We start from the raw sequence: 24,748 nt of genomic DNA, 5'->3' as shown, positions 1-24,748 counted from the left end.
ATGATCCCGGTCACGTCGTTTAGGGGTAAGAAAGTCGCTCTCTTCGGGCTCGGCGGTTCGGGCCTCGTTACCGCCCGGGCGCTGGTTGCCGGCGGAGCCGATGTCGTTGCTTTCGACGACAATCCCGACAGCGTCGCGAAGGCCGAGGCCGAAGGCATCACCACGGCGGACCTGCACACGATAGACTGGGCCTCGTTTTCTTCCTTTGTGCTGGCGCCCGGCGTGCCGTTGACGCATCCGAAGCCGCACTGGTCGGTCGACCTTGCGAAGGCAGCGGGCGTGGAGATCATCGGTGATATCGAGCTTTTCATCCGCGAGCGGCGCGCCCATGCGCCGGATTGCCCTTTTATCGCCATCACCGGCACCAACGGCAAGTCGACGACGACGGCGCTGATCGCGCATATTCTCAAGGCATCGGGCCGCGATACGCAGCTCGGCGGCAATATCGGCACGGCGGTGCTGAGCCTCGATCCACCGAAGGCGCAGCGCTTTTACGTGGTCGAGTGCTCGTCCTACCAGATCGATCTGGCGCCGACGATCAATCCGACTGCCGGCATTCTGCTTAACCTCACGCCTGACCATCTCGATCGGCATGGCACGATGCAGCATTATGCCGACGTCAAAGAACGGCTGGTGGCGGGCAGCGGCACGGCTATCGTCGGTGTGGATGACAGCCATTCGACGCTGATTGCCGACCGCATCGAGCGTGCCGGCGTGAAGGTCGAGCGCATTTCGAAACGCAATGTTGTTTCCGAAGGTCTTTATGCCGAAGGCAGCCACATCCTGCGGGCGCATGGCGGCACCTTCTCGCTGCTGGTCGATCTCGACGGTATCCAGACTCTTCGTGGAAGCCACAATGCGCAGAATGCGGCGGCCGCAATTGCCGCCTGCCTTGCCGTGGGTGTTTCGGAAGAGGAAATCCGCGCCGGTCTCAAATCCTTCCCCGGCCTCAAACATCGCATGCAGCCGGTCGGCCGGCGCGGCAATGTCACTTTCGTCAACGACAGCAAGGCGACCAATGCCGATGCGGCAGCGCCAGCGCTTTCGAGTTTCGACCGCATTTACTGGATCGCCGGCGGTCTGCCGAAAGCGGGCGGCATTACCAGCCTTTCGCCGCTGTTTCCGCGCATCGCCAAAGCCTATCTGATCGGTGAAGCGGCGGCGGAATTTGCCGCAACGCTTGGCGAGGCCGTGCCATACGAAATATCCGGCACGCTGGACAAAGCGGTGCAGCATGCGGCGGCGGATGCGGAAAAAGATGCGACGGCCGGCAATATCGTGATGTTGTCTCCGGCTTGCGCAAGCTTCGATCAATATAAGAACTTTGAAATCAGAGGTGATTCGTTCGTCGCGCAGGTCGCGGCGCTCGATGGCATGACGATGCTGGTTGACTCTGGAAAAGGGGGCTGAAGGCCATGGTAAGCCGAGTTGATCGAGGTCCGGTCGCGGAATGGTTCTGGACCATCGACCGTTTCTTTCTGGCGGCGTTCATCGCGCTGATGGGCATTGGCCTGATGTTGTCCTTTGCAGCGTCGCCTGCGGTTGCCGAGCGTATCGGTCTCAACAGCTTCTTCTTCGTGGAACGTCAGGCGATGTTCATGGTGCCGTCGCTGGCGATCATGGTCGGCCTTTCCTTCCTGTCACCGCGCCAGGTGCGCCGTGTGGCGGTCATCATGCTGATCGCCTCGCTGCTGATGATGATCTTCGCGCTGTTCTTCGGCATCGAGGTCAAGGGTGCGCGGCGCTGGATTTCCATCGGCACCTTCTCGATCCAGCCGTCGGAATTCATGAAGCCGGCCTTCGTCATCGTCTGCGCATGGCTCTTTGCCGAGCGGGCGCGCCATCCGGAAATTCCGGGCAATCTCTTCGCCATCATCACTTTCGGCATCGTGGCGGCACTCCTGATCGCCCAGCCGGACTTCGGCCAGACAATTCTGACATCCGTGGTCTGGGGCGGCATGTTCTTCATGGCCGGCGTGCCGTGGTTCTGGATCATCATGCTTGGCGGCCTTGGCGTCGGCGGCATTGTGACTGCCTATCTCATGTTGCCGCACGTCGCCGGTCGTATCGACCGGTTCTGGACGGGTGAGGGCGATACGTTTCAGGTCGATACCGCACGCGAAGCGATCATTCGTGGTGACTGGTTCGGTCGCGGACCGGGTGAAGGCATCGTCAAGCGCATCATTCCCGACAGCCATACCGACTTCATCTTCTCGGTGGCGGCGGAAGAATTCGGCATCGTTTTCTGCATGTTCCTCGTTGCGATCTTCGCCTTCATCGTGCTGCGCGGCCTGTCGCACGCCTTCAAGGAGAAGGACGATTTCTGCCGCTTTGCCGTGGCCGGTCTCGTGCTGCAGATCGGCATGCAGTCGATGATCAATATCGGCGTTAATCTCGAGCTGATGCCCGCCAAGGGCATGACGCTACCGCTGATTTCCTATGGTGGTTCGTCGATGATGGCGATCTGCGTGACCGCCGGCTTCCTTCTGGCGCTGACACGCCACAGACCCGAAAAGCGGGCGCAGGAGCGGAGTTTCTTCCGCGTCGGTTCCGGCGTTCCCGCGGAGTAAACGATCATGAGCAAGGGTATTGTTCTTCTTGCCGCCGGGGGAACCGGCGGCCATGTTTTTCCGGCGGAGGCGCTCGCGCATACGCTGAAGGCGCGCGGTTATCAGGTGCATCTCGTCACCGACAGCCGCGCTGAGCGTTATGCCGGCAAGTTCCCGGCGGATGAAATCCATGTGGTGCCGTCTGCCACCATCGGCTCGAAAAACCCGATTTCCGTGGCGCGTTCGCTCTGGAAGCTCTGGGTTGGCCTGCGCGCGGCGCGCCGGCTGGTGGCGAAACTGAAGCCGGTCGCGGTTGTCGGTTTCGGTGGTTATCCCACCGTGCCGCCGCTTCTGGCTTCCACCGGCCTTGGCGTGCCTTCCATCATTCATGAGCAGAATGCAGTGATGGGTCGCGCTAACAAGGCGCTGGCAGGCCGTGTGAAGGCGATCGCCGGCGGCTTCCTGCCGCCCGCCAATGGCCAATATTCCGACAAGACGGTGGCGACCGGCAATCCGGTGCGCCCGGCGGTGCTGGCGGCTTCTGAAATTCCCTATACCCCGTCGCAGACGGGTGAAACTTTTCAGCTTGTCGTGTTCGGCGGCAGCCAGGGCGCGCAGTTCTTTTCGAGCGCGGTGCCTGCGGCTATCTGCCTGCTGAAAGACGAGCAGCGTAAGCGCATCGTCGTCACCCAGCAGGCGCGTCCTGAAGACAAGGACAGCGTCATCGCCTCCTACCAGAAGCTTGGCGTAAAGGCTGACGTTTCGCCCTTCTTCGGCGACATGGCGTCGCGCATCGGCGAGGCCGATCTGGTGATCAGCCGCTCGGGCGCTTCGACGGTATCGGAGCTGTCGGTGATCGGCCGCCCGTCCATTCTCGTGCCTTATCCGCATGCGCTGGATCACGATCAGGCCGCCAATGCGGCAGCACTTTCGGCGGCGGGCGGGGCTAGCGTCATCAAGCAGGCGGAATTGTCGCCGCAGAAGCTCTCCGGCCTCCTGTCCTCGGCGCTTTCGGAACCGGATCGTCTTTCGGCAACGGCAGCGGCGGCCAAGGCAACGGGTAAACCGCATGCGGCGGATGTGCTGGCCGATTTGGTGGAGGCCATTGCTTCCGGCCAGTCCGTACAGGAATTCAAGAAGAAGAATGAAGGAGTTGGGGCATGAAGATGCCGAAAGCCATAGGCCTTGTCCATTTCATCGGCATAGGCGGGATCGGCATGAGCGGCATTGCCGAAGTGCTTCACAATCTCGGCCACCGCGTTCAGGGGTCGGATCAGGCCGACAGCGCCAATGTGCAGCGTCTGCGCGACAAGGGCATCGAGGTGTTCGTCGGCCATACGGCGGACAATCTCGGTGACGCCGAGGTCGTGGTCGTTTCCACCGCCATCAAGAAGAACAATCCGGAACTCATCGCCGCGCGGGAAAAACACCTGCCGATCGTTCGCCGTGCCGAAATGCTGGCCGAGCTGATGCGTTTCCGTAACGCCATCGCCATTGGCGGCACCCACGGCAAGACGACGACCACCTCGATGGTCGCGACCCTGCTGGAAGCCGGCAATCTCGACCCGACCGTCATCAATGGCGGCATCATCAATGCCTATGGCACCAATGCGCGTATGGGCGAGGGCGAGTGGATGGTGGTGGAAGCCGACGAATCCGACGGCACCTTCCTGAAGCTGCCGGCCGACGTGGCCGTCATTACCAATATCGATCCGGAGCATCTGGACCATTACGGCAATTTTGATGCTGTGCGCGCGGCGTTCCGCCAGTTCGTCGAGAACGTGCCGTTCTACGGCTTCGGCGTCATGTGCCTTGACCACCCGGAAGTGCAGGCGCTGGTCGGCCGCATCGAGGATCGCAAGGTCATCACATACGGTGAAAACCCGCAGGCCGACGTGCGTTTTTCGAATGTGCGCATCGATGGCACACGCTCGGTTTTCGACGTGGAAATCCGCCGTCGTCGTACCGGCAAGATATTCTCCTTCAAGGATCTCGTCCTGCCGATGCCCGGCCGACACAATGTTTCGAACGCGACGGCCGCGATTGCCGTCGCCAATCGTCTCGGTATTTCGGAAGCTGACATCAAGAAGGGTCTCGCCTCCTTCGCAGGCGTCAAGCGGCGTTTCACGCTGACGGGCGAAGCCAATGGCGTACAGGTCTTCGACGATTACGGTCATCACCCGGTCGAGATCAAGGCTGTGCTGGCGGCGGCGCGGGAAGCCTGCAATGGCCGTATCATCGCGGTGCATCAGCCGCACCGCTACAGCCGCCTTTCCAGCCTGTTTGACGATTTCGCGCATTGTTTCAACGATGCGGATACGATTCTTCTTGCCCCGGTTTATGCTGCGGGCGAAGATCCGATCGAAGGCGCAAGTTCGGAAGCGCTGGTTTCGGCCATCAAGGCCGCCGGCCATCGTGACGCCCGTTTTCTTGAGAAACGGGAAGATCTCGCCTCAGTGGTTGCAGGCATTGCGAATCCGGGTGATTTCGTGGTTCTCTTGGGGGCTGGAAATATCACGCAATGGGCAGCAGCGCTGCCTTCGGAATTGAAGAGCATATCAGGAAAGTCTGAATGAGACAGGTCGATGGGGTTAAATTGCTGGGGAGGCTCGGCGACGGGGTAAACGAACTGAGGGGACGTCTGACACCGGATGCGCCCATGGACCGCGTGACGTGGTTCAGAGCCGGCGGTCTGGCGGAAGTCATGTTCCAGCCGCACGATACCGATGATCTGATTGCCTTCCTGAAAATTCTGCCGGAAGACGTGCCGCTGACGGTGGTCGGCGTCGGCTCCAACCTTCTGGTGCGCGATGGCGGCATCCCGGGCGTTGTCGTCCGTCTGTCGGCCAAAGGTTTCGGCCAGGTGGAGCTTGCCGGCGAAAACCGCATCAAGGCCGGTGCGATCTGCCCGGACAAGCATATTGCGGCCATGGCCATGGATAACGGCATTGGCGGCTTCCATTTCTATTACGGCATTCCCGGCTCCATCGGCGGTGCGCTGCGTATGAATGCGGGCGCAAACGGCGGTGAGACGCGCGAGCGCGTGGTGGAAGTCTATGCGGTTGACCGTCAGGGCAAACAGCATGTGCTGTCCAATGCCGATATGGGCTACAGCTACCGCCATTCCGGCGCCGACAAGGGCCTGATCTTCACCGGCGCATTGTTCGAGGGTTATCCGGAAGACAAGGCGAAAATCCGCGCCGATATGGACGCCGTGCGTCACCATCGCGAAACAGTTCAGCCGATCCGTGAGCAGACTGGTGGTTCGACCTTCAAGAATCCCGAAGGTCATTCCGCATGGGAACTCATCGATGAGGCGGGCGGCCGCGGTCTGGTCATCGGCGGCGCGCAGATGTCATCACTGCATTGCAATTTCATGATCAATACCGGCCATGCGACCGGCTACGATCTGGAATATCTGGGTGAGACCATCCGCAAGCGCGTGTTCGAGAAGTCGGGTATCCGGCTGGAGTGGGAAATCAAGCGGCTGGGGCTTTTCATGCCGGGCCGTGAGGTGGAGCCTTTTCTGGGAAGCTGAGTTTTTGGCTTCCGATTTTCTTACAGGGGCTTCTCCGTCATATGACCGTTGGCGTTGGCCGTAACGGTCGGTCAATAGTTGTATCTTATAGTTTTTTGACATAAGCGACGAGCGGCATGTTATCTCAGATAGCATGCCGCTCGTCGATCAAAGGGTGTTTGACAAGAATTTTCAGTGATTTGATTTAGGTACTATTGGAGACGGTCTTGGATCTCTGGAGAAAACTGATCGAAATGATGAGTTTTTCGATTGCGACGCCAGAGGGCCGCAGGCGGCTTGAACCTTTGGAATTTTCGTTTCGGGTTGCCTGTGTCACAACGATCCTGGCTCTGCTGATATGTTCCGGCGGTCTGGTTCTCCTGGCGCAGTTCGGGCTGGTGACGGACCTTGTCAACGGTCTTATACTCGGCGTGACCTTGTGTTCCGTCATCGCATTCACGATGACGTGGCTGGTCTGCTGGCTCAATGCCAGGGAAGTGAAGATTCTTGCGCAATCGCACGAGCGTTTTTTGCATCTGAGCCATACCGATGCATTGACTGGCCTCAGCAATCGGCTCGGGCTTTATGCCGGATGCATGAATCTCGGTCAGCATTATTGCGTCGCGTTCCTCGATATCGATCATTTCAAGTCGGTGAACGACAGGTTCAGCCATCTGGCCGGTGACGCGGTGATTTCCAGCGTCGCACAGCGGATACGTGCTTCCTTTGACGCCTCTGCCAAAGTCGCCAGAATAGGCGGCGAGGAATTCGTCGTCGTGCGCGAGACAGGGTCGTCATCGTTTCTGGATGTTTGCGAAAGGCTGCGGGCGAGCATCGAGGCGGTGCCGGTCGACTATCAGGATATGCGGATCGGTGTCACCATATCGATCGGAGTGGCTTTCCGGAAGGACGCCGAAGTCTTTGAAAAAGTCCTGCATAATGCCGATCTTGCGCTTTATCAGGCAAAGGGCGCGGGGCGTAATCGTATCTGCGTGGCGGGCCAGCGGGATATCCGTCAGTCCGTCGCCTAGAGCGTTTCCAGTAAAAGATGCTGAATAGCAAAAGGCCCGTGAAACGCCAGGTTTCGCGGGCCTTCCCATATTCGGAACGCTTGTGTGGCTCAGACTTCGTCCTTGCGGGAAAGCAGAATGCAGGCCAGCGTTATGATGGCGGATACGCAGAGGTAGTAGCCGACATAACCCATGCCGTAATTCACCTGCAGCCATGTGGCGATGTAAGGCGCCAGCGATGCGCCGAAGATGCCGGCCATGTTGAAGGTGATCGACGAGCCGGTGTAGCGCACCCGGGTCGGGAAGGGGGCTGCGAGCGCCGTGCCGATCAGGCCGTAGGTCATGCCCATCAGCATCATGGCAAGGGCCGCGAAGACGAAGATGGAGCCTTCGCTACCGGTCATCAGGCCGGGCAGCAGGAAGGAGAACAGGCCGATCAGCACCGTCGTAATGATCAGAATTTCACGACGGCCGAATTTTTCGGCGAGCTTGCCGGCGATCGGGATGAAGATGCCGAAAACGATGGAGCCGAGAATCTGCACTTCCAGCGCGTCAAGGAACGGGATTTTCAGGACCTTGACGTTATAGGACAGCAGATAGGCGGTGCCGATGTAGAAGAGCACAAAGGTGGCCAGCGCCACGAAGGTGCCGAGCACGAGGCTGCGCTTGTGGTTGCGGAACAGTTCCGCGACCGGAACGGCCACACGTTCTTCCTTCTCGATCGCCTTCTGGAAGTCGGGCGTCTCGGTGATCGACAGGCGAACCCACATGCCGACCGCGATCAGAATGATCGAAGCGACGAAGGGAATGCGCCAGCCCCAGCTGAGCAACGCTTCCTGCGACATGAAGTGCAGCAGGATCCAGAACACGCCGGAGGAGAGGAACAGGCCGACAGGTGCGCCAAGCTGCGGGAACATGCCGTACCAGCTGCGCTTGCCGGGAGGCGCGTTTTCCGTGGCGAGCAGGACGGCGCCGCCCCATTCGCCGCCAAGGCCAAAGCCCTGGCCGAAGCGGCACAGCGCCAGCAACAGCGGTGCAAGGACGCCGGCGGTCTCATAGGAGGGCAGGAGGCCGATCACGACGGTCGATACACCCATGGTCAGTAGCGCGGCGACAAGTGTCGTCTTGCGGCCGACGCGGTCACCATAGTGACCGAAGACCACAGCACCCAGCGGACGGGCAAAAAAGGCGATGGAGAAGGTGGCGAAGGACGCCAGAAGCGCCGTCATCGGGTCATTGTTCGGAAAGAACAAGGCGGGGAACACGAGCACTGCGGCCGTGGCGTAAACGTAAAAATCGAAAAACTCGATGGTCGTGCCGACCAGGCTGGCAGTGAGAACTCGTGCAGGCGAATTTGTCTTTACAGCGTTCGAATTGTCAGCGGTCGGCGATACCGGAGATATCGCGTCGGTCATGGTATTGTTTCCATTTTGGATGATTGCAATGTCATGCCTTGGGAGGCGATGTCTGCGTTAACGCAATTTTTGTTCCTATGGAATGCTAAAAAAGAAATAATGCAAATAATGTGATTGATGAATGCGACAGGCTCGGCTGCGTGCTGCCGGATGCGCTTCGGCGATTGAGAGACTGATTCAGGCTGCGGTTTTAAAACGCTGAAACGCCAGATAATTTTCCCTGGGGAATAATCCCGTCCGTTAACGTTTCGATCTTGCCTTTATCGCGGAGCAGCAGTTGCGCTCGTGCGATTTTATTTCCGATCATTGAAAACCTGCATGTTGCAATCCATGCAACTCTCTGATTCCAAGGAGGGAATCCGGATCGGTGCTGATTCTTTAACGGAACTCGGCACGTTGGGCGCGGTGGTTAACGAAAGTAAACGATTCATTAACCTTAATGGCGTTTAACTGATCTCAAGGGTCATGTGCCAGAATCACCGCTCTTCAAATTCGGTCGGTTCGGAGCGTGGTTCGTAACGGAGAGTTGGTGTCAGAGGTATCGATGGGCGGCAAGCACGTAGCTGTTCTTTTGGGTGGGTTTTCGTCGGAGCGGCCAGTCAGCCTGTCGTCGGGCAATGCCTGCGCGCTCGCGCTTGAGGGCGAGGGCTACAAGGTCACCCGGGTCGATGTGGGGCGCGATGTCGCGGCCGTGCTCGATGAGCTGCGCCCGGATGTCGCCTTTAATGCGCTGCACGGTCCCTTCGGTGAAGACGGCACCATTCAGGGTATTCTCGAATATCTGGCCATTCCCTATACACATTCCGGCGTGCTGGCTTCCGCACTCGCCATGGACAAGGCGCAGGCGAAGAAAGTCGCTGCGGCTGCCGGGGTGCCGGTTGCTGCCGAGCGCGTCATGAACCGCTTCGATTTCACCAGCGAACATCCGCTTGCTCCACCCTATGTGGTGAAGCCGGTGCGTGAAGGTTCGAGCTTCGGCGTTGTCATCGTCAAGGAAGACCAATCGCATCCGCCGCAAATCCTCACTTCGTCGGAATGGCGTTATGGCGATCAGGTGATGGTCGAGCGCTACATCCATGGCCGCGAATTGACCTGCGGCGTGCTCGACGGCGAGGCGCTTGGCGTCACCGAAGTGGTGCCGCTCGGTCACAATTTCTATGATTTTGACGCTAAATACGCTGCTGGTGGCTCGAAACATGTCATTCCGGCAGAAATTTCACCGAAAATTTACCAAAAAATTCAAACACTGGCGGTTATGGCGCATCGGGCGATCGGGTGCCGTGGCGTAAGCCGTTCAGACTTTCGTTACGACGACCGCTTCTCAGAAGATGGCGAAGTTATCTGGCTTGAAGTGAATACGCAGCCGGGCATGACGCCGACCTCCCTGGTGCCGGAAATGGCGGCCCACGCTGGCCGCTCCTTTGGTAACCTTGTCAGCTGGATGGTGGAGGACGCTTCGTGTTTGCGGTGACCGGCAAAAAGTCGACGGCAAAAAAGCGCGAGCAATTCGCAGCGACGGCAAATGCCGACGATCGCATGGTGCTGCCGCGCCCGCTGCGTCGTGTCGTGCGCTTCTGCGTCAGCCTTGCGACCGGACGCATCCATATTCCCGCCCATACCGGCACGATTTCGGCCGTCGCCTTCTACGCGGTGACTGGCCTTTATGGCATGTCGCTCGGCGGCCACACGAATATCGTTACGCAGGCGACGACCTCTGCTGCGGGTTTCGCCGTTGAGGACGTGAAGGTCTCCGGCAATCTGCAGACCTCCGAAATCGATGTCTTCCAGCTTCTCGGCCTTGATGGCAGCACCTCGCTGATTGCACTCGACATCGATGCGGCGCGCCGCAAGCTCGTGCAGCTTCCCTGGGTGGAAGACGTGGATATCCGCAAGGTCTACCCGAAGACGATCGAGGTTCGCCTGAAAGAACGCCAGGCCTTCGGCATCTGGCAGCATGGCTCGGAACTGTCGCTGATCGAAAAGAGCGGCAGCGTCATCGCGCCGCTGCGTGACAATAAATTCGCTTCCCTGCCGCTGTTCGTTGGACGCGACGCGGAAACGGGCGCTGCCGGTTTCGTCGAGCAGCTGGCCGACTGGCCGGAAATCCGCAACCGCGTCCGCGCCTATGTGCGCATTGCCGGTCGCCGCTGGGATCTGCACCTCGACAACGGCATCGTCGTCAAGCTGCCGGAAGAAAACCTGCCGCAGGCGCTGCAATTGCTGGCGCGGCTCGATCTCGAGGAAAAGGTGCTGTCGCGCGATGTCGCCGCCGTCGATCTCCGGCTTGCGGACCGCACCACGATCCAGCTGACCGAGGGCGCCACGGAGCGCCGCCAGGCCGCTGTCGATGCGCGCACCAAGGCTCTCAAGAAGGCGGAGAAGAACACATGAGCTTTTTCGGTTCTTCCCATTTCGGCCTGCCTCGCCTGAAGCCGCTTTCTTCCAAACGCAGCCATATCGTTTCGGTGCTGGACATCGGTTCGACCAAGGTCGTGTGCATGATCGGCCGGCTGACGCCGCGCCAGGAAAGCGAAATCCTGCCCGGCCGCACCCATAAGGTCGAAATCATCGGCATTGGCCACCAGCGTTCGCGTGGCGTGAAATCCGGCGTGATTGCTGATCTTGACGCGTTGGAAGGCGTGATCCGTCTTTCGGTCGATGCGGCCGAGCGTATGGCGGGACTTACCGTCGACAGCCTGATCGTCAATGTTTCGGCTGGAAGACTGGCGAGCGATATCTATACCGCGAGCATTGATCTCGGCGGTCAGGAAGTGGAAGCAAGTGACCTGCGCAAGGTTCTGGTGGCGGCAAGCCAGCAGTCCATGCGTCAGGACCGGGCGATCCTGCATTCTCTGCCGACGGGCTATTCGCTGGATGGCGAGCGCGGCATTCGTGATCCGCTGTCGATGTATGGCGATCTTCTCGGCGTCGATATGCATGTCGTGACTGTCGAACGCACGGCGCTGAAGAACCTCGAGCTTTGCGTCAACCGCGCGCATCTTTCCGTGGAAGGCATGGTGGCGACGCCCTATGCCAGCGGTCTTGCCGCTCTGGTGGACGATGAAGTCGAGCTTGGCTGCGCGGCCATCGACATGGGTGGCGGCACCACGACGATCTCTGTTTTTGCCGAAGGCCGTCTCATTCACACCGACGCAATCGGCCTTGGCGGCCATCACGTCACGACAGATCTTGCACGAGGCCTCTCGACACGAATCGAAGATGCGGAGAGACTGAAGGTGGTGCATGGTTCGGCTTTGCTGAATGGCGCGGATGAGCGCGACATGATTTCGATCCCGCCGATTGGCGAAGATGATCGCGATCAACCATCGCAAGTTTCAAGAGCACTTGTAACCCGCATCGTGCGGGCGCGTATCGAAGAGACGCTGGAATTGATCCGTGATCGTATCCAGAAGTCCGGCTTCAGTCCCATCGTTGGCAAGCGCGTTGTCCTGACCGGCGGCGCAAGCCAGCTGACGGGGCTGCCGGAAACGGCACGGCGCATTCTCGCCCGCAACGTTCGCATCGGCCGCCCCATGGGGGTTGCCGGTCTTCCGGTGGCGGCGAAGGGACCGGCATTTTCAACCGCCTGCGGACTGATGATCTACCCGCAGGTGGCGGACATCGAAATTCATGCGGCGCAAGGCGGAATGTTCTCGCCGTTTGGTAACGGTAGCGGCCGGATAGCCCGGGTGGGGCAATGGCTGAAAGAGAGTTTTTGAGTGGCCTCGTGGCGCAAGTCGGAGGTTTCAGAGTTGAGTTTCAAGAATCGGCCAGCGGGGCGATGCGGCCAGAGAAAGAAGGAATGTTAAAATGACGATACAGCTGCAGAAGCCTGATATCACAGAGCTGAAGCCACGCATCACCGTCTTCGGTGTCGGTGGCGGTGGTGGTAACGCTGTCAACAACATGATCACGGCTGGCCTCCAGGGCGTCGACTTCGTCGTCGCCAACACGGATGCTCAGGCGTTGACCATGACGAAGGCAGACAGGGTCATTCAGCTCGGCGTCAACGTCACCGAAGGCCTCGGCGCCGGCTCCCAGCCGGAAGTCGGCCGCGCGGCTGCTGAAGAGTGCATCGACGAGATCATCGATCACCTGAACGGTACCCACATGTGCTTCGTCACCGCCGGCATGGGCGGCGGCACCGGCACGGGTGCTGCCCCGGTCGTCGCACAGGCTGCGCGCAACAAGGGCATCCTGACGGTCGGCGTCGTCACAAAGCCTTTCCACTTCGAAGGCGGCCGCCGCATGCGTCTTGCCGAACAGGGCATCGAGGAACTGCAGAAGTCCGTCGATACGCTGATCGTCATTCCGAACCAGAACCTTTTCCGTATTGCCAATGACAAGACGACCTTTGCGGACGCCTTCGCCATGGCCGACCAGGTTCTTTACTCCGGCGTTGCCTGCATTACCGATCTGATGGTGAAGGAAGGTCTTATCAACCTCGACTTCGCCGACGTCCGTTCGGTCATGCGCGAAATGGGCCGCGCAATGATGGGCACCGGCGAAGCTTCCGGTCCGGGCCGCGCAATGCAGGCTGCGGAAGCGGCGATCGCTAACCCGCTGCTCGACGAAACCTCGATGAAGGGCGCGCAGGGCCTCCTGATCTCCATCACCGGTGGTCGCGACCTCACCCTCTTCGAAGTCGACGAAGCGGCGACCCGTATCCGCGAAGAAGTCGATCCGGATGCCAACATCATCCTCGGCGCAACCTTCGACGAAGCGCTTGAAGGCCTCATCCGCGTCTCCGTCGTCGCAACCGGCATTGACCGCGTTGCTGGCGTTGGCGAACAGAACATTGCCGAGATGCGCGCCGCAGCTGCTGTTGCCAAGCCGCTTATCCGTCCTTCCGCGGCCGTTGCTCCCGCACCGGCCGCAGTACAGCCTGCAGCAGTCTCGCAGGCACAGAAGGCCGTAGACCCGATCGCCCAGACCATCCGTTCGGCGGAAGCCGAAATGGAACGTGAACTCGGTTTCGCCGCACACCAGCAGCCCGCCCAGGATTTCCGTCCGCAGAGCAAGCTGTTCGCATCTTCCCCGGCTGAAGCACCGGCTGCCCTCCGTCCGGCCCAGCCGGTTCAGCAGGCCGCTCCGGCACCGGTTGCGCAGGCGCCGGTCTATCACGCTCCGGAACAGGTTGCCGCTCAGGCTCCGCGGATGCAGCAGCCGCAGGCTCCTGTCTACCAGGAACCCGCGCCGGTTGCCCGTCAGCCTGAGCCGGTTCGCATGCCGAAGGTCGAAGACTTCCCGCCGGTCGTGAAGGCCGAGCTGGACCACCGCACCCATGCCGCTCCTGCCGCACAGGAAGAGCGTGGCCCGATGGGTCTTCTGAAGCGCATCACCAACTCGCTTGGTCGCCGTGAAGAGGAAGAAGTTCCTTCCGACATGATGGATGCGCCGAGCATGGCTCCGCAGCAGCGCCGCGCACCGCTTTCGCCGGAAGCAAGCCTCTACGCACCGCGTCGTGGCCAGCTTGACGACCACGGCCGTGCAACGCCTGCCTCGTCCAGCCATCACGACGATGACCAGCTGGAAATCCCGGCCTTCCTGCGCCGCCAGTCGAACTAAAGGCGATTCCATAAGCCTCTTGAAACGCCCGGATCACACGATCCGGGCGTTTTGTTTATTTTACGTTGTTAATACTAAATTAATTCGCGTTTTCAATGGCTTACGCATGTAACAATCCGAAACGAACAGTGATTTGTCGTGGCACCTACATGTGCGTATGTATGAGGCTGGGTGAAGGAACAGATTGACTTTTCCGGTCGTTAAAAACCGGCTTGAAAAACTTGAACGGCGCTGGCTGAAGCAGCGCGGTTTGCAAAAAAGGCATAGACGCATGACTATCGGACTGCTCGGATTTCAGACAACTATCGCACATGCTGTTCAGCTTAAAGGCATTGGCGTGCATTCCGGCAATCCGGTCTCGATGACCTTCCAGCCTGCAGAAGCCGGAACGGGCGTCGTCTTTCACCGCCTTCACGATAATGGCAGTGTTACAGAGCTTAAGGCGGTTTCGGCCAATGTCGGCAATACCGATCTGTGCACCGTGCTCGGCCGTTCGCTCTCCCAGTCGGTAGCGACGATCGAGCACGTCATGGCTGCCATCTACGCCATGGGCCTCGACAACCTCGTCGTTGAGGTTGACGGTCCGGAAGCGCCGATCATGGATGGCAGCTCCGCACCTTTCATCGAGGCGATCGAATCTGTTGGCATCAAGAACCTGGGCGTGAAGCGCCGTTACATCCGCGTCACCAAGCCGGTGCGCATCGATTCGGGTGCCTCCTGGGCGGAGTTCCGTCCCTATGACGGCACGCGTTTTGAAGTCGACATCGATTTCGACACGCCGCTGATCGGCAAGCAGTCCTGGAAGGGCGACCTGACGGCGGATACGTTCAAGAATGAACTGTCGCGCGCCCGCACCTTCGGCTTCATGCGTGACGTGGAGCGTCTGTGGGCCGCCGGTTATGCGCTCGGTTCCTCGCTTGAGAACTCGGTCGTCATCTCCGACGACAACAGCGTCATCAACATGGAAGGCCTGCGTTACGCCAAGGACGAATTCGTCCGTCACAAGACGCTGGACGCCGTGGGCGACCTGGCGCTTGCCGGCGCGCAGTTCATCGGCTGTTACCGCTCTTATCGCGGCGGCCACAAGGTCAATGCGAATGCGCTGAAGGCCCTGCTGAGCGACCGCACCGCTTACGAGATCGTCGAGGCTCCGGCTGCCCGCAACCAGATGGTGCGCGCCCGCGAATTCGTTGCGGTCAACATGCCGGAATTCGCACCCTGGTCTGCTTGAGTTCCTTCGCAGGCTATCAATTGACAGAAAAAGCCGCTCCCCTTGGGGCGGCTTTTTCGTGATGCGAACAAGAAGTTGCGTTATATCGTCTGATATTCATGCGATTGCATGGGTCGATGCCATAAAAATGCGTTAATGCGTCATCATTGCGTTGCCCTGCGGATGCTTTTATGGCTAGAACGCCAGTGCAAAGCCGATGCTTATGTATTTGCGCGGGAAGTGGGAACTGTCGAATGAAGCATGTAGGGTCTGGTGCAATGAAGGGTACGATGCGGGGGATCGCCGTTTCGTTGATGTTGGTCGGCGCGAGTGTCGTCGTCACGGCCTGCCAGTCCGATCCGGATATCGACATTACCAAGCTCGGCGTCGAGACCGATCCGCCTGACGTTCTGTACAAGCAGGGGCTTGCCAACATGAACGCCGGCAACATGACGGAGGCCTCACGCAAGTTCGAGGCGATCGACAAGCAATATCCCTTTACCGAATGGGGCCAGAAGGCGCTTGTCATGCAGACCTTCATTGCCACGCGCACCAACAAGAACGATGTGGCCATCACGAACGGCAGCCGCTTCCTGCGGCAATATCCACGCTCGAAGGACGCCGCTTATGTTCAGTACATGATCGGCCTTGCCTATTCGAAGCAGATTTCCGACGTGACGCAGGATCAGCGCGCAGCACAGCGCACCGTCGAGGCGATGAACAAGGTCGTCAATGACTATCCCGATTCGGAATATGTCGCTGACGCGCAGGCCAAGATCCGTTTCGCCCGCGACCAGCTCGCCGGCCGTGAAATGCAGGTCGGTCGTTATTACCTTGAGCGCAAGGAATATCTCGCCGCCGTTTCGCGTTTCCGCATCGTCGTCGAGCAGTACCAGAACACCAACCAGATCGAGGAAGCGCTGGCGCGTCTGACTGAGGCCTATTACGCTATGGGCCTGGTGGATGAAGCACAGACAGCGGCCGCCGTTCTCGGCAACAACTATCCTGATAGCCAATGGTATGCGGATTCCTACAAGCTGCTGAAGGGTCAGGGGCTGGAGCCGCGTGAAAACAAGGGGTCCTGGATTTCGCGCGCCGGCAAGAAGCTTATCGGCGCCTGAGACCGGGGCATAGGCCATGCTGGTCCAGCTCTCGATTCGCGATATCGTTCTGATCGAAAGGCTTGACCTCGGTTTCGAGGCAGGCCTTTCCGTGTTGACGGGCGAGACGGGTGCGGGCAAATCCATTCTTCTCGATAGTCTCTCGCTGGCGCTTGGCGGCCGCGGCGATGGCGGCCTTGTGCGCCACGGTGAAGAAAAGGGGCAGGTTACTGCCACTTTCGAAGTCCCGAACAATCACCCGACCCGGCTTCTCCTGCGCGAAAACGGTCTCGATGACGACGGCGACCTGATTTTCCGCCGGGTGCAATCCTCTGACGGGCGCACCAAGGCCTATATCAACGATCAGGCCATCAGCGTGCAGATGATGCGCCAGCTCGGTCAATTCCTGGTCGAAATCCACGGCCAGCATGATGATCGCGCGCTTGTCGACACCGATGCACACCGGACGCTGCTGGATGCCTTTGCCGGGCTGAGCGATGAGGCTCGCGCTGTTCAGGGCCTCTACCGCACCTGGAAAGATGCTGACCGGGCTCTGAAGACGCACCGCGCCAAGGTGGAGGCGGCGGCGCGCGAGGCGGATTACCTGCGCTCTTCCGTTGAGGAACTGGAAACGCTCTCGCCGCGTGACGGTGAAGAGGAAGAACTGGCCGAGCGCCGGGCGGCGATGCAGAAATCCGAACGCATTGCCGGCGACATCGCTGAGGCCAGCGAGTTTCTGAACGGCAATGCCTCGCCCGTGCCTGTCATTGCATCGATGATGCGCCGGCTCGAGCGCAAGAGCCACGAGGCTCCCGGCCTGCTTGAAGACACCGTGCAATTGCTGGATGCAGCACTGGACAGCCTTTCCAATGCGCAGATGGAAGTGGAAGCGGCATTGCGCCGCACCGAATTCGATCCGCGTGAGCTGGAGCGGGTGGAAGAGCGGCTTTTTGCGCTGCGCGCGGCGGGCCGTAAATATAATGTCGCCGTGCCAGACCTGCCGGCTCTTGCCGAAAAAATGGTGGCCGATCTCGCCGATCTCGATGCCGGTGAAGAAAAACTCGGCAAGCTCGAGGCCAATCTCGGCGTCGTAAAGGCCGATTTTGACCGTGCCGCCCAATCGCTTTCCGACAAACGCCGCAATGCGGCGGAAGCGCTTTCCAACGCTGTCATGGCCGAGCTTCCGGCGCTGAAGCTCGAGCGGGCGCGGTTTACCGTCGAGGTGACCTCCGATCCCGAGCAGGCGACGGCTGACGGTATCGATACGGTGGAGTTTCACGTCCAGACCAATCCGGGCACGCGCCCCGGTCCGATCATGAAGGTGGCCTCGGGCGGCGAACTGTCCCGTTTCCTGCTGGCGTTGAAAGTGGCGCTCGCCGATCGCGGATCGGCGCCGACGCTGGTGTTCGACGAAATCGATACGGGTGTTGGCGGCGCTGTGGCGGATGCCATCGGCCAGCGGCTGCGCCGCCTGTCGAAAACCGTGCAGGTCCTGTCCGTCACCCATGCGCCGCAGGTGGCCGCACGGGCTGCCACTCATCTCCTCATTTCCAAAGGCCCATCCGGCGACGGCAGCGAGCGCATCGCCACGCGCGTGGCCACCATGGAGCCGAAACACCGCACCGAAGAGATCGCCCGCATGCTCGCCGGCGCATCGGTAACGGACGAGGCGAGGGCTGCGGCCGCTCGTCTGCTTGCCGCCAAGGACTGATCGTTCGCGACAATGCCGTTGGAGCGCCTTTCGGCGTTGTGAGTCCAGCGGCAAAACTGTTTTTAATGTTTGTTATTTCGGCTAAAAGCGTTCGGTAATTCCGAAAAGAGGCCGTCATGTCGAAAGACCAGAAATCCGTCGAAAACCTCACCGAGCTTGAAGCCTCTTCCGAGCTCGCATTTCTGGCGGCCGAGCTTGCTCGCCATGACGCCCTTTATCACGGCAAGGACGCGCCGGAGATTTCGGACGCCGATTATGATGCGCTGAAGCGGCGCAACGATGCCATCGAGACGGCTTTTCCAGCGCTGGTGCGGGCCGATAGCCCATCGAAGAAAGTCGGCTTCGCGCCGCTTCCGACCTTTGCGCCAATCGTGCATGCGCGGCCGATGCTGTCGCTCGACAATACGTTTTCGGAAGAGGATCTGCGGGATTTCGTGAGTTCTGTCTATCGCTTCCTCGGGCATCTGCCTGATGATTCCATCGCCTTTACCGCCGAGCCGAAGATCGACGGGCTTTCCATGTCGATCCGCTACGAGAACCGCAGGCTGAAGACCGCGGCGACGCGTGGTGACGGCACGACGGGCGAAAACGTCACCGCCAATATCAGGACCATCAAGGAAATCCCGAACGAGCTGCCTTCGGACGCGCCCGATGTGGTGGAGGTTCGTGGTGAGGTCTATATGGCGAAGAGCGACTTTCTGGCGCTCAATGCGACTATGGAAGCGGAAGGCAAGCAGACCTATGTGAACCCGCGCAACACGGCATCCGGTTCCCTGCGCCAGCTCGACGCCAATGTGACGGCGAAACGCAAACTCAGGTTCTTTGCCTATGCCCTGGGTGAGGTTTCGAATGGCGGCCAGCCGACGCGGATTGCCGATACGCAATACGGCATCGTCGAGAAGTTCAGGGAATGGGGCTTCCCGGTCAATCCGCTGATGAAGCGATTCACCTCCGCCCAGCAATTGCTTGAACATTATAATGAAATCGGCGTTGCGCGGCCCGATCTCGATTATGATATCGACGGTGTGGTCTATAAGGTCGACCGGCTCGACCTTCAGGAGAGACTGGGCTTCCGCTCGCGCAGCCCGCGCTGGGCGACCGCGCATAAATTCCCGGCCGAGCAGGCATTCACGACGGTTGAGAACATTGAAATTCAGGTGGGACGTACCGGCGCCTTGACGCCGGTCGCGCGTCTCACCCCGATCACCGTCGGCGGTGTCGTTGTCACCAATGCGACGCTGCATAATGCCGATTATATCGAAGGTATCGGCAATAGCGGCGAGCGCATCCGCCCGGAGGATCATGATATCCGCATTGGCGACACGGTCATTGTGCAACGCGCCGGCGATGTCATTCCGCAGGTTCTGGATGTGCTGTTGGAGAAGCGCCCGGCCGAGGCGGCGAAATATGCCTTCCCGGAGAAATGTCCGGTTTGCGGTAGCCATGCGGTGCGGGAGCGCAACGAAAAGACCGGCAAGCTCGATTCGGTCACGCGCTGCACCGGCGGTTTCGTCTGCCGGGCGCAGGCCGTAGAGCACCTGAAACATTTCGTCTCGCGCAATGCCTTCGATATCGAAGGGCTTGGCACCAAGCAGATCGACTTCTTCTTCGAAAGCGACGATCCCACCCTGTCGATCAAGACCGCACCGGATATTTTTACGCTGAAGGTTCGGCAGGAGGCGTCTACGCTCACCAAGCTCGAGAATATCGACGGCTTCGGCAAGGTCAGCGTCAGGAAGCTGTTCGATGCCATCGACGCCCGCCGCGAGATCGATCTGCACCGGCTGATCTTCGCGCTCGGTATTCGTCATGTGGGCGAGACCACGGCGAAGCTTCTGGCGCGATCCTATGGCACTTACGAACATTTCGAAGAGAGCATGAAGGCGGCGGCCGATCCGGCGAGCGATGCCTGGGCCGAACTCAACAGCATCGACGGCATTGGCGAGGTGGTGGCCCGCGCCATCATCGAGTTCTACAAGGAACCGCGCAATCTCGATGTCATCGACCGTCTGATACGGGAGCTTCGCCCGAAGGAGGCCGAAAAGCCCTCTACCGAAGGCAGCCCGGTGGCAGGCAAGACGGTTGTGTTTACCGGTTCGCTGGAAAAGTTCACCCGCGATGAGGCTAAGGCCCGGGCCGAAAGCCTCGGCGCCAAGGTTGCGGGTTCCGTCTCGAAAAAGACCGATATTCTGGTCGCAGGACCGGGAGCCGGTTCCAAGCTTGCCAAAGCGGCGGAACTGGGTGTTCAGACCATGGATGAAGACGAGTGGCTGGCGCTGATCGGCGGCTGATGCGCCGTCATGGCAATGTTGTCCTCTGCCGCTAAAGCTTTGCGCCTGAGACGGAGAGCACAGCATGGATGACCGCATCGTCGTCACCACACAGCAGGTCCGGGCGCTGGTCACCAACCAGTTTCCGCAATGGGCCGATCTCGAGGTCCGGCCGGTGGAACTGAGCGGCTGGGACAATCGCAGCTTTCGCCTTGGTGGCGACATGCTGATCCGCATGCCAAGTGCCGCCCGTTATGTTGCGCAGGTGGAAAAGGAGCACCGGTGGCTGCCGGCGCTTACACCGCTCCTGCCTTTTCCGATCCCTGCACCATTGGCGCTGGGGCAGCCGGGAGAAGGCTATCCGTTCTGCTGGTCCGTCTATCGCTGGCTTGAGGGCGAACCTCTCGCACGGCATCTGGAGCGCGTCGATCTTTCGACTGTCGCTATTGATATTGCAGCGTTTTTGAAAACATTGCACGGCGTGGATGCTTCGGATGGCCCACGCGCGGGCGCGCATAACTTTCATCGCGGCGGGTCCCTCTCGGTCTATGACGGGGAGGCGCGGGCCTCGGCAGCACGCCTTGCCGATGAGGTGGATCATGCGCTGGCCATGGAGATCTGGCAGCTGGCGCTTTCCAGCCGCTGGCAGGGGCAGGGTGTCTGGGTGCATGGCGACATTGCCGAGGGCAATCTGCTGGTGCAGAACGGCCGCCTTTCAGCCGTCATCGATTTTGGCAGTTCCGGCGTCGGCGATCCATCTTCCGATCTCATTCTCGCCTGGAATGTGCTCAATGCCGAAAGCCGTGCCGTTTTTCGTCAGGCGCTGGAGCTTGATGATGCCACATGGCAGCGCGGGCGCGGCTGGGCGCTGTGGAAGGCGTTGATCGTGCTGGATGCCGAGCGCGGGCGGAACGAAAGAATGGCCGAATGGTCGCGGCGGACCATTCGGGAAGTGTTTGCGGATCACCTTCTACGCTGAAAGCGCCTATCGAAGTCGTGCCATCACATGGGCATCGACGTATTTTCCATCACGATAGGCATCGTTGCGCAGGGTGCCCTCGCGCTCGAAACCGAATTTCTCGTAGAGCCGGATTGCCGGGAGATTGTCCGTGAAGACGTTGAGCTCGATGCGGCGGATATCGTGCCAGTTATCCGCTGTGTCGATCAGCGCCCCAAGAAGGTGCGACCCCACCCCTTTTCCCGCGAGATCGTCGTGAACGCTGATCGCCAGGTCGGCGATATGGGCCTGTCGTCCTGCCCTGCGAAACAACCCGCCATTGGCGACGATCTTTCCGCGCCATTCGCCTATGATCGAAATATCGTTCGGACCGCGGTTCTCCATTGCCTTTCTGGTCTTTTCCACAGACTGGAAAGGTTGCCGTAGCGTGCCGTGACGGACGCCCGGCAGGTTGAACAGTTCGGTCAGGGCTTCGGCATCATCCAGGCGCGGTGCGCGCAGGAGGATGTCGCGTAACTGGAACTGATCATCTTCATTATCGGCAAATTTCACGTTCTGCATGCCTGTCTCCTTGGGGCGTATGGGAGCAGGCTTGCGAACCCTGCTCTAATGGCAGGGTGGAAATGGATCGCTTAACGCGACGACATACCTTTCCCTGCCGGGTGGCCGGTGATGGTATGGCGACGGGTGGTGTTCTGTTTCGCGATCATGCGCGCAGAATGCTTTTGCCGTGTAGCGCTGTCAAGCCGGTGCGTTGCGCAGCAGGCTTCTGAGTTTCGCCGGCAGCCTGCCGTCGATCGCTGCAAGACCGGCGGCGATCATTGCCATGCCGGCGAAGTGCTTCATTTCCAGTTGCTCGCCGAGCAGCAGCGAACCGAGCAGGATGGCGCTGACGGGGATGAGGAAGGTGACGAGGGCAAGGTTGGTGGCGCCGGCGCTGGCAAGAATACGGAAGAAGATGAGGTAGGCGAGCGCCGTCGACAGCAGGGCGATGCCGATCAGCGCGCCCCAGGTGCCAAGGCTCGGCATGGCGAGTGTCCAAGGCTTATCGATGAGAAGGGCGGCCGGGATCAGCATCAGCGTTGAAGAGGAAATCTGGCCGGTGGCGGTCATCAGTGGCGGCACGCCCATGGCCTTGAAGCGGCGGCCGAAAATGCCGGCAAAGGCATAGGAGACGGCCGCGCCAAGAATGGCGATCTGGCCCCAGAGACCGGATGAGCCGGTAAAGGCGACCGGGCCGATCATGGTCGCCACGCCGGCAAAGCCGATCAGCACGCCAGTGAGCTTGTTGCCGGTCATCTTCTCGTCGGCGGTCAGAAAGTGCGCGACGATGACGGTGAAGAGGGGCGTCGTGGCATTGAGGATCGAGGCAAGCCCGCTGGCAATATGGGTCTGGCCCCAGACAATCAGGCAGAAGGGAATGATGTTATTCAGCAGGCCCATGCCGAAAAACGCACGCCACACCGCCCCTTCGCGCGGCAGGCGAAGGCCCATGATGCGGCAGACGATTAGAAGCGCTGTGGCGGCAAGGGTGACCCGCAGCGTAACGATGGTGACCGGCGGCAATTCCTTGACCGCGACACCGATGAAAAAGAACGATCCGCCCCACAGGAGCGAAAGCGCGACAAGCATCGCCCATTCGCGGGCATCCATCTGTTTCTGTATCGCCATCATCATCTCCCAAAGCATGAGCATCGACATGATCGCAGACGGGACCGCCGCCATCCACCCGATATCGGTTGAGTTTAGCTCAAATCGAAGTTGGATGGCTTTCACTGCATTTCAGGTCTTGTTGCGTCTATTTACTCCCTGTTTTATGGTGTTTTCAAACGATTGTTTCTCGTGCGATAATTGAGGTGAGCTAAATCATGGCAGCCGAACTTCCTTCTCTGAAAGGACTGCAGGCCTTCGAGGCCGCAGCGCGGTATCGCAGCGTCACGCTTGCCTCCAATGAGCTGAATGTCACGCCCGGCGCGGTTAGCCTGCAAATCCGGGAGCTGGAGGCGCGGCTTGGTGTGCAGCTTTTTTCCCGCAAACCGCGCAGCATCCAGCTGACGCGTGAAGGGGAACGTTATTACGGCGCGCTTCGCACGGCCTTCCGGATGATGCGCGAGGCGACGGCGGAACTGACGGCGCGATCTGAGATCACCGTTCTGACGCTCAGCTGCACCCCGACTTTCGCCGTGCAATGGCTAATGCCGCGATTGCCGGCCTTCCAGCAGCAACACCCGCATGTGGATGTCCGCATCAGCGTGACGAACCGGCTGGTGGATTTTTCAAGGGACGACGTCGATCTGGCGGTGCGGCATGGTTTTGGCCGGTATGAAGGGCTTGAGAGTATCCGCTTCATCGATGACAGCACGCTGCCGGTCTGCTCGCCGCAGCTTCTTGAAAAATACGGGCCGCTTCAGGAGGCGGGTGATCTGAAGTCCGTTCCCCTGCTGCATGATGAAAACCGCAATGAATGGCGGCGGTGGCTGGAGGCGGCGGGGGCATCTGATGTCGATGCCACCGGCGGCACCGTCTTCATCGACAGCAACGGCGCGCTGGATGCGGCCAAGGCCGGGCACGGCATTGCGCTGACCCGGCGTTCGCTCGTTTCCCGCGAGCTTGCGGAAGGCGCATTGATCGCCCCCTTCGGCAAGGACATGGCCAGCACGCTTGCCTATTTCCTCGTTTATCCCAGGCGTATGCTCGATAATCCCGATCTGGTGACGCTCATCGACTGGATGCTTTCGGAAGCGCGTTCAGCCGAGGCCGGTTCTCTTTGAGGTCAATCCGGTTTATGCCGGAATGAAACAACGGGAATCACTCTTGAAAACCATCGCCATCGATTTCGAGACCGCCAATGAGGAGCGGGGCAGCGCCTGCTCCGTCGGGCTTGCGTGGATAGAGGGCGGCGAGATCGTTCGCGTCGAGGAGCGTCTCATCCGGCCGAAGGACATGCGGTTTTCGCCCTTCAACATCGCCGTCCACGGGATTCGCCCTGCCGATGTCGAGGACGCGCCGGAATTCCCTGAGGTGATGGAGGAGTTCATCGACGACTTCCACGGTGCGACGATGATCGCCCATAATGCCGCCTTCGATTTCAGTGTCATGCGGGCGTCGTTCGACAAGTACCGGCAGTCCTATCCCGATCTTTCTTATCTGTGCAGCGTCAAGATCGCCCGGCACGTCTGGCCGCAGCTGGAATCGCATAAGCTGAATGTCATTGCCCATCACCTCCAGCTGCGTTTCGTGCACCATAATGCCGCCGAAGATGCCGTTGTCTGCGCGGCAGCGTCGATTGCGGCGGCCAAGGCGCTGCGCGTCACCCATGTTCGCGACCTGCCGGAAAAGATCGGCATGGTCGCAGGCCGTCTCACCTCCACCGGTTACCAGCCCTGCAGCATGAAAAAACGCGCCGTCTCCCGGGTTGCGTAACCGTTCCGCGCACTTAT

The 24,748-nt window shown here is 60.0% G+C and carries 20 protein-coding genes; 17 read left to right on the top strand and 3 right to left on the bottom strand.

The window, feature by feature from the left end; genetic code table 11:
* From murD to AC5I5B_RS02590, 6 genes are all read left to right on the top strand, one after another.
* The gene (gene murD, locus AC5I5B_RS02615; RefSeq protein WP_080866292.1) at positions 1 to 1,410 is read left to right on the top strand and encodes a UDP-N-acetylmuramoyl-L-alanine--D-glutamate ligase; all 1,410 of its coding nucleotides are present in this window, start codon (positions 1 to 3) and stop codon (positions 1,408 to 1,410) included.
* A 5-nt stretch (positions 1,411 to 1,415) separates the two neighbouring features.
* Positions 1,416 to 2,570 (top strand): putative lipid II flippase FtsW, encoded by a 1,155-nt coding sequence (gene ftsW, locus AC5I5B_RS02610; RefSeq protein WP_004430748.1) that lies wholly within the window; start codon positions 1,416 to 1,418, stop codon positions 2,568 to 2,570.
* A gap of 6 nt (positions 2,571 to 2,576) precedes the next feature.
* A complete protein-coding gene (murG, locus tag AC5I5B_RS02605; protein WP_004430750.1) occupies positions 2,577 to 3,713 on the top strand; it encodes an undecaprenyldiphospho-muramoylpentapeptide beta-N-acetylglucosaminyltransferase in 1,137 nt (378 codons plus the stop codon).
* Positions 3,710 to 5,125, top strand: coding sequence for a UDP-N-acetylmuramate--L-alanine ligase (gene murC / locus AC5I5B_RS02600; RefSeq protein WP_004430751.1), 1,416 nt, complete (start codon positions 3,710 to 3,712; stop codon positions 5,123 to 5,125). The genes murG and murC overlap by 4 nt, the downstream gene beginning before the upstream one ends.
* Positions 5,122 to 6,087 (top strand): UDP-N-acetylmuramate dehydrogenase, encoded by a 966-nt coding sequence (gene murB / locus AC5I5B_RS02595; protein ID WP_004430753.1) that lies wholly within the window; start codon positions 5,122 to 5,124, stop codon positions 6,085 to 6,087. Before murC ends, murB begins: the two co-directional genes overlap by 4 nt.
* 206 nt (positions 6,088 to 6,293) lie before the next feature.
* The gene (locus tag AC5I5B_RS02590) at positions 6,294 to 7,097 is read left to right on the top strand and encodes a GGDEF domain-containing protein (RefSeq protein ID WP_111834733.1); all 804 of its coding nucleotides are present in this window, start codon (positions 6,294 to 6,296) and stop codon (positions 7,095 to 7,097) included.
* 89 nt (positions 7,098 to 7,186) lie between these two features.
* Here the strand turns inward: AC5I5B_RS02590 and AC5I5B_RS02585 are convergent, their stop codons facing one another.
* Positions 7,187 to 8,491 carry an MFS transporter gene (locus tag AC5I5B_RS02585; protein ID WP_004430756.1) on the bottom strand — a complete coding sequence of 435 codons (1,305 nt, stop codon included), beginning with the start codon at positions 8,489 to 8,491 and terminating at the stop codon, positions 7,187 to 7,189.
* A gap of 544 nt (positions 8,492 to 9,035) precedes the next feature.
* Between AC5I5B_RS02585 and AC5I5B_RS02580 the strand changes: the two genes are divergently transcribed.
* The 9 genes from AC5I5B_RS02580 to AC5I5B_RS02540 all read left to right on the top strand — a co-directional run bounded on the left by AC5I5B_RS02580 (position 9,036) and on the right by AC5I5B_RS02540 (position 21,329).
* On the top strand, positions 9,036 to 9,962 hold the full coding sequence (locus AC5I5B_RS02580; protein WP_004430761.1) for a D-alanine--D-alanine ligase: 927 nt from the start codon (positions 9,036 to 9,038) through the stop codon (positions 9,960 to 9,962).
* Positions 9,950 to 10,882, top strand: coding sequence for a cell division protein FtsQ/DivIB (locus tag AC5I5B_RS02575; protein ID WP_004430763.1), 933 nt, complete (start codon positions 9,950 to 9,952; stop codon positions 10,880 to 10,882). The genes AC5I5B_RS02580 and AC5I5B_RS02575 overlap by 13 nt, the downstream gene beginning before the upstream one ends.
* Positions 10,879 to 12,210: a cell division protein FtsA gene (gene ftsA / locus AC5I5B_RS02570; protein WP_004442783.1), complete on the top strand. Its 1,332-nt coding sequence runs from the start codon at positions 10,879 to 10,881 to the stop codon at positions 12,208 to 12,210. The genes AC5I5B_RS02575 and ftsA overlap by 4 nt, the downstream gene beginning before the upstream one ends.
* Positions 12,211 to 12,301: 91 nt before the next feature.
* A complete protein-coding gene (ftsZ, locus tag AC5I5B_RS02565) occupies positions 12,302 to 14,059 on the top strand; it encodes a cell division protein FtsZ (RefSeq protein WP_020809663.1) in 1,758 nt (585 codons plus the stop codon).
* A 271-nt stretch (positions 14,060 to 14,330) separates the two neighbouring features.
* The gene (lpxC, locus tag AC5I5B_RS02560) at positions 14,331 to 15,290 is read left to right on the top strand and encodes a UDP-3-O-acyl-N-acetylglucosamine deacetylase (protein ID WP_004430769.1); all 960 of its coding nucleotides are present in this window, start codon (positions 14,331 to 14,333) and stop codon (positions 15,288 to 15,290) included.
* Positions 15,291 to 15,523: 233 nt separating this feature from the next.
* Positions 15,524 to 16,390: an outer membrane protein assembly factor BamD gene (locus AC5I5B_RS02555; protein ID WP_060725092.1), complete on the top strand. Its 867-nt coding sequence runs from the start codon at positions 15,524 to 15,526 to the stop codon at positions 16,388 to 16,390.
* A gap of 16 nt (positions 16,391 to 16,406) precedes the next feature.
* Positions 16,407 to 18,080 (top strand): DNA repair protein RecN, encoded by a 1,674-nt coding sequence (gene recN, locus AC5I5B_RS02550; protein ID WP_111834734.1) that lies wholly within the window; start codon positions 16,407 to 16,409, stop codon positions 18,078 to 18,080.
* A 116-nt stretch (positions 18,081 to 18,196) separates the two neighbouring features.
* Positions 18,197 to 20,371 carry an NAD-dependent DNA ligase LigA gene (gene ligA, locus AC5I5B_RS02545; protein WP_111834735.1) on the top strand — a complete coding sequence of 725 codons (2,175 nt, stop codon included), beginning with the start codon at positions 18,197 to 18,199 and terminating at the stop codon, positions 20,369 to 20,371.
* A gap of 64 nt (positions 20,372 to 20,435) precedes the next feature.
* Positions 20,436 to 21,329: an aminoglycoside phosphotransferase family protein gene (locus AC5I5B_RS02540; RefSeq protein WP_111834736.1), complete on the top strand. Its 894-nt coding sequence runs from the start codon at positions 20,436 to 20,438 to the stop codon at positions 21,327 to 21,329.
* Positions 21,330 to 21,335: 6 nt separating this feature from the next.
* Here AC5I5B_RS02540 and AC5I5B_RS02535 read toward each other — a convergent pair whose 3' ends face one another.
* Complete coding sequence (locus AC5I5B_RS02535) at positions 21,336 to 21,869, bottom strand: GNAT family N-acetyltransferase (protein WP_020809657.1); 534 nt, start codon at positions 21,867 to 21,869, stop codon at positions 21,336 to 21,338.
* 180 nt (positions 21,870 to 22,049) lie between these two features.
* Positions 22,050 to 22,979, bottom strand: a complete 930-nt coding sequence (locus tag AC5I5B_RS02530) for a DMT family transporter (protein WP_162695564.1) — start codon at positions 22,977 to 22,979, stop codon at positions 22,050 to 22,052.
* 197 nt (positions 22,980 to 23,176) lie between these two features.
* Between AC5I5B_RS02530 and gcvA the strand changes: the two genes are divergently transcribed.
* Both gcvA and AC5I5B_RS02520 read left to right on the top strand, forming a co-directional pair.
* Complete coding sequence (gene gcvA / locus AC5I5B_RS02525; RefSeq protein ID WP_020809655.1) at positions 23,177 to 24,079, top strand: transcriptional regulator GcvA; 903 nt, start codon at positions 23,177 to 23,179, stop codon at positions 24,077 to 24,079.
* Between the two features lie 43 nt (positions 24,080 to 24,122).
* Positions 24,123 to 24,731: a 3'-5' exonuclease gene (locus AC5I5B_RS02520; RefSeq protein WP_004430786.1), complete on the top strand. Its 609-nt coding sequence runs from the start codon at positions 24,123 to 24,125 to the stop codon at positions 24,729 to 24,731.
* Positions 24,732 to 24,748 lie beyond the last annotated feature (17 nt).

The organism is Agrobacterium sp., assembly GCF_059499945.1.
The sequence above is the reverse complement of the archived record's forward strand: the minus strand, read 5'-3'. Positions and strand labels throughout refer to the sequence as shown.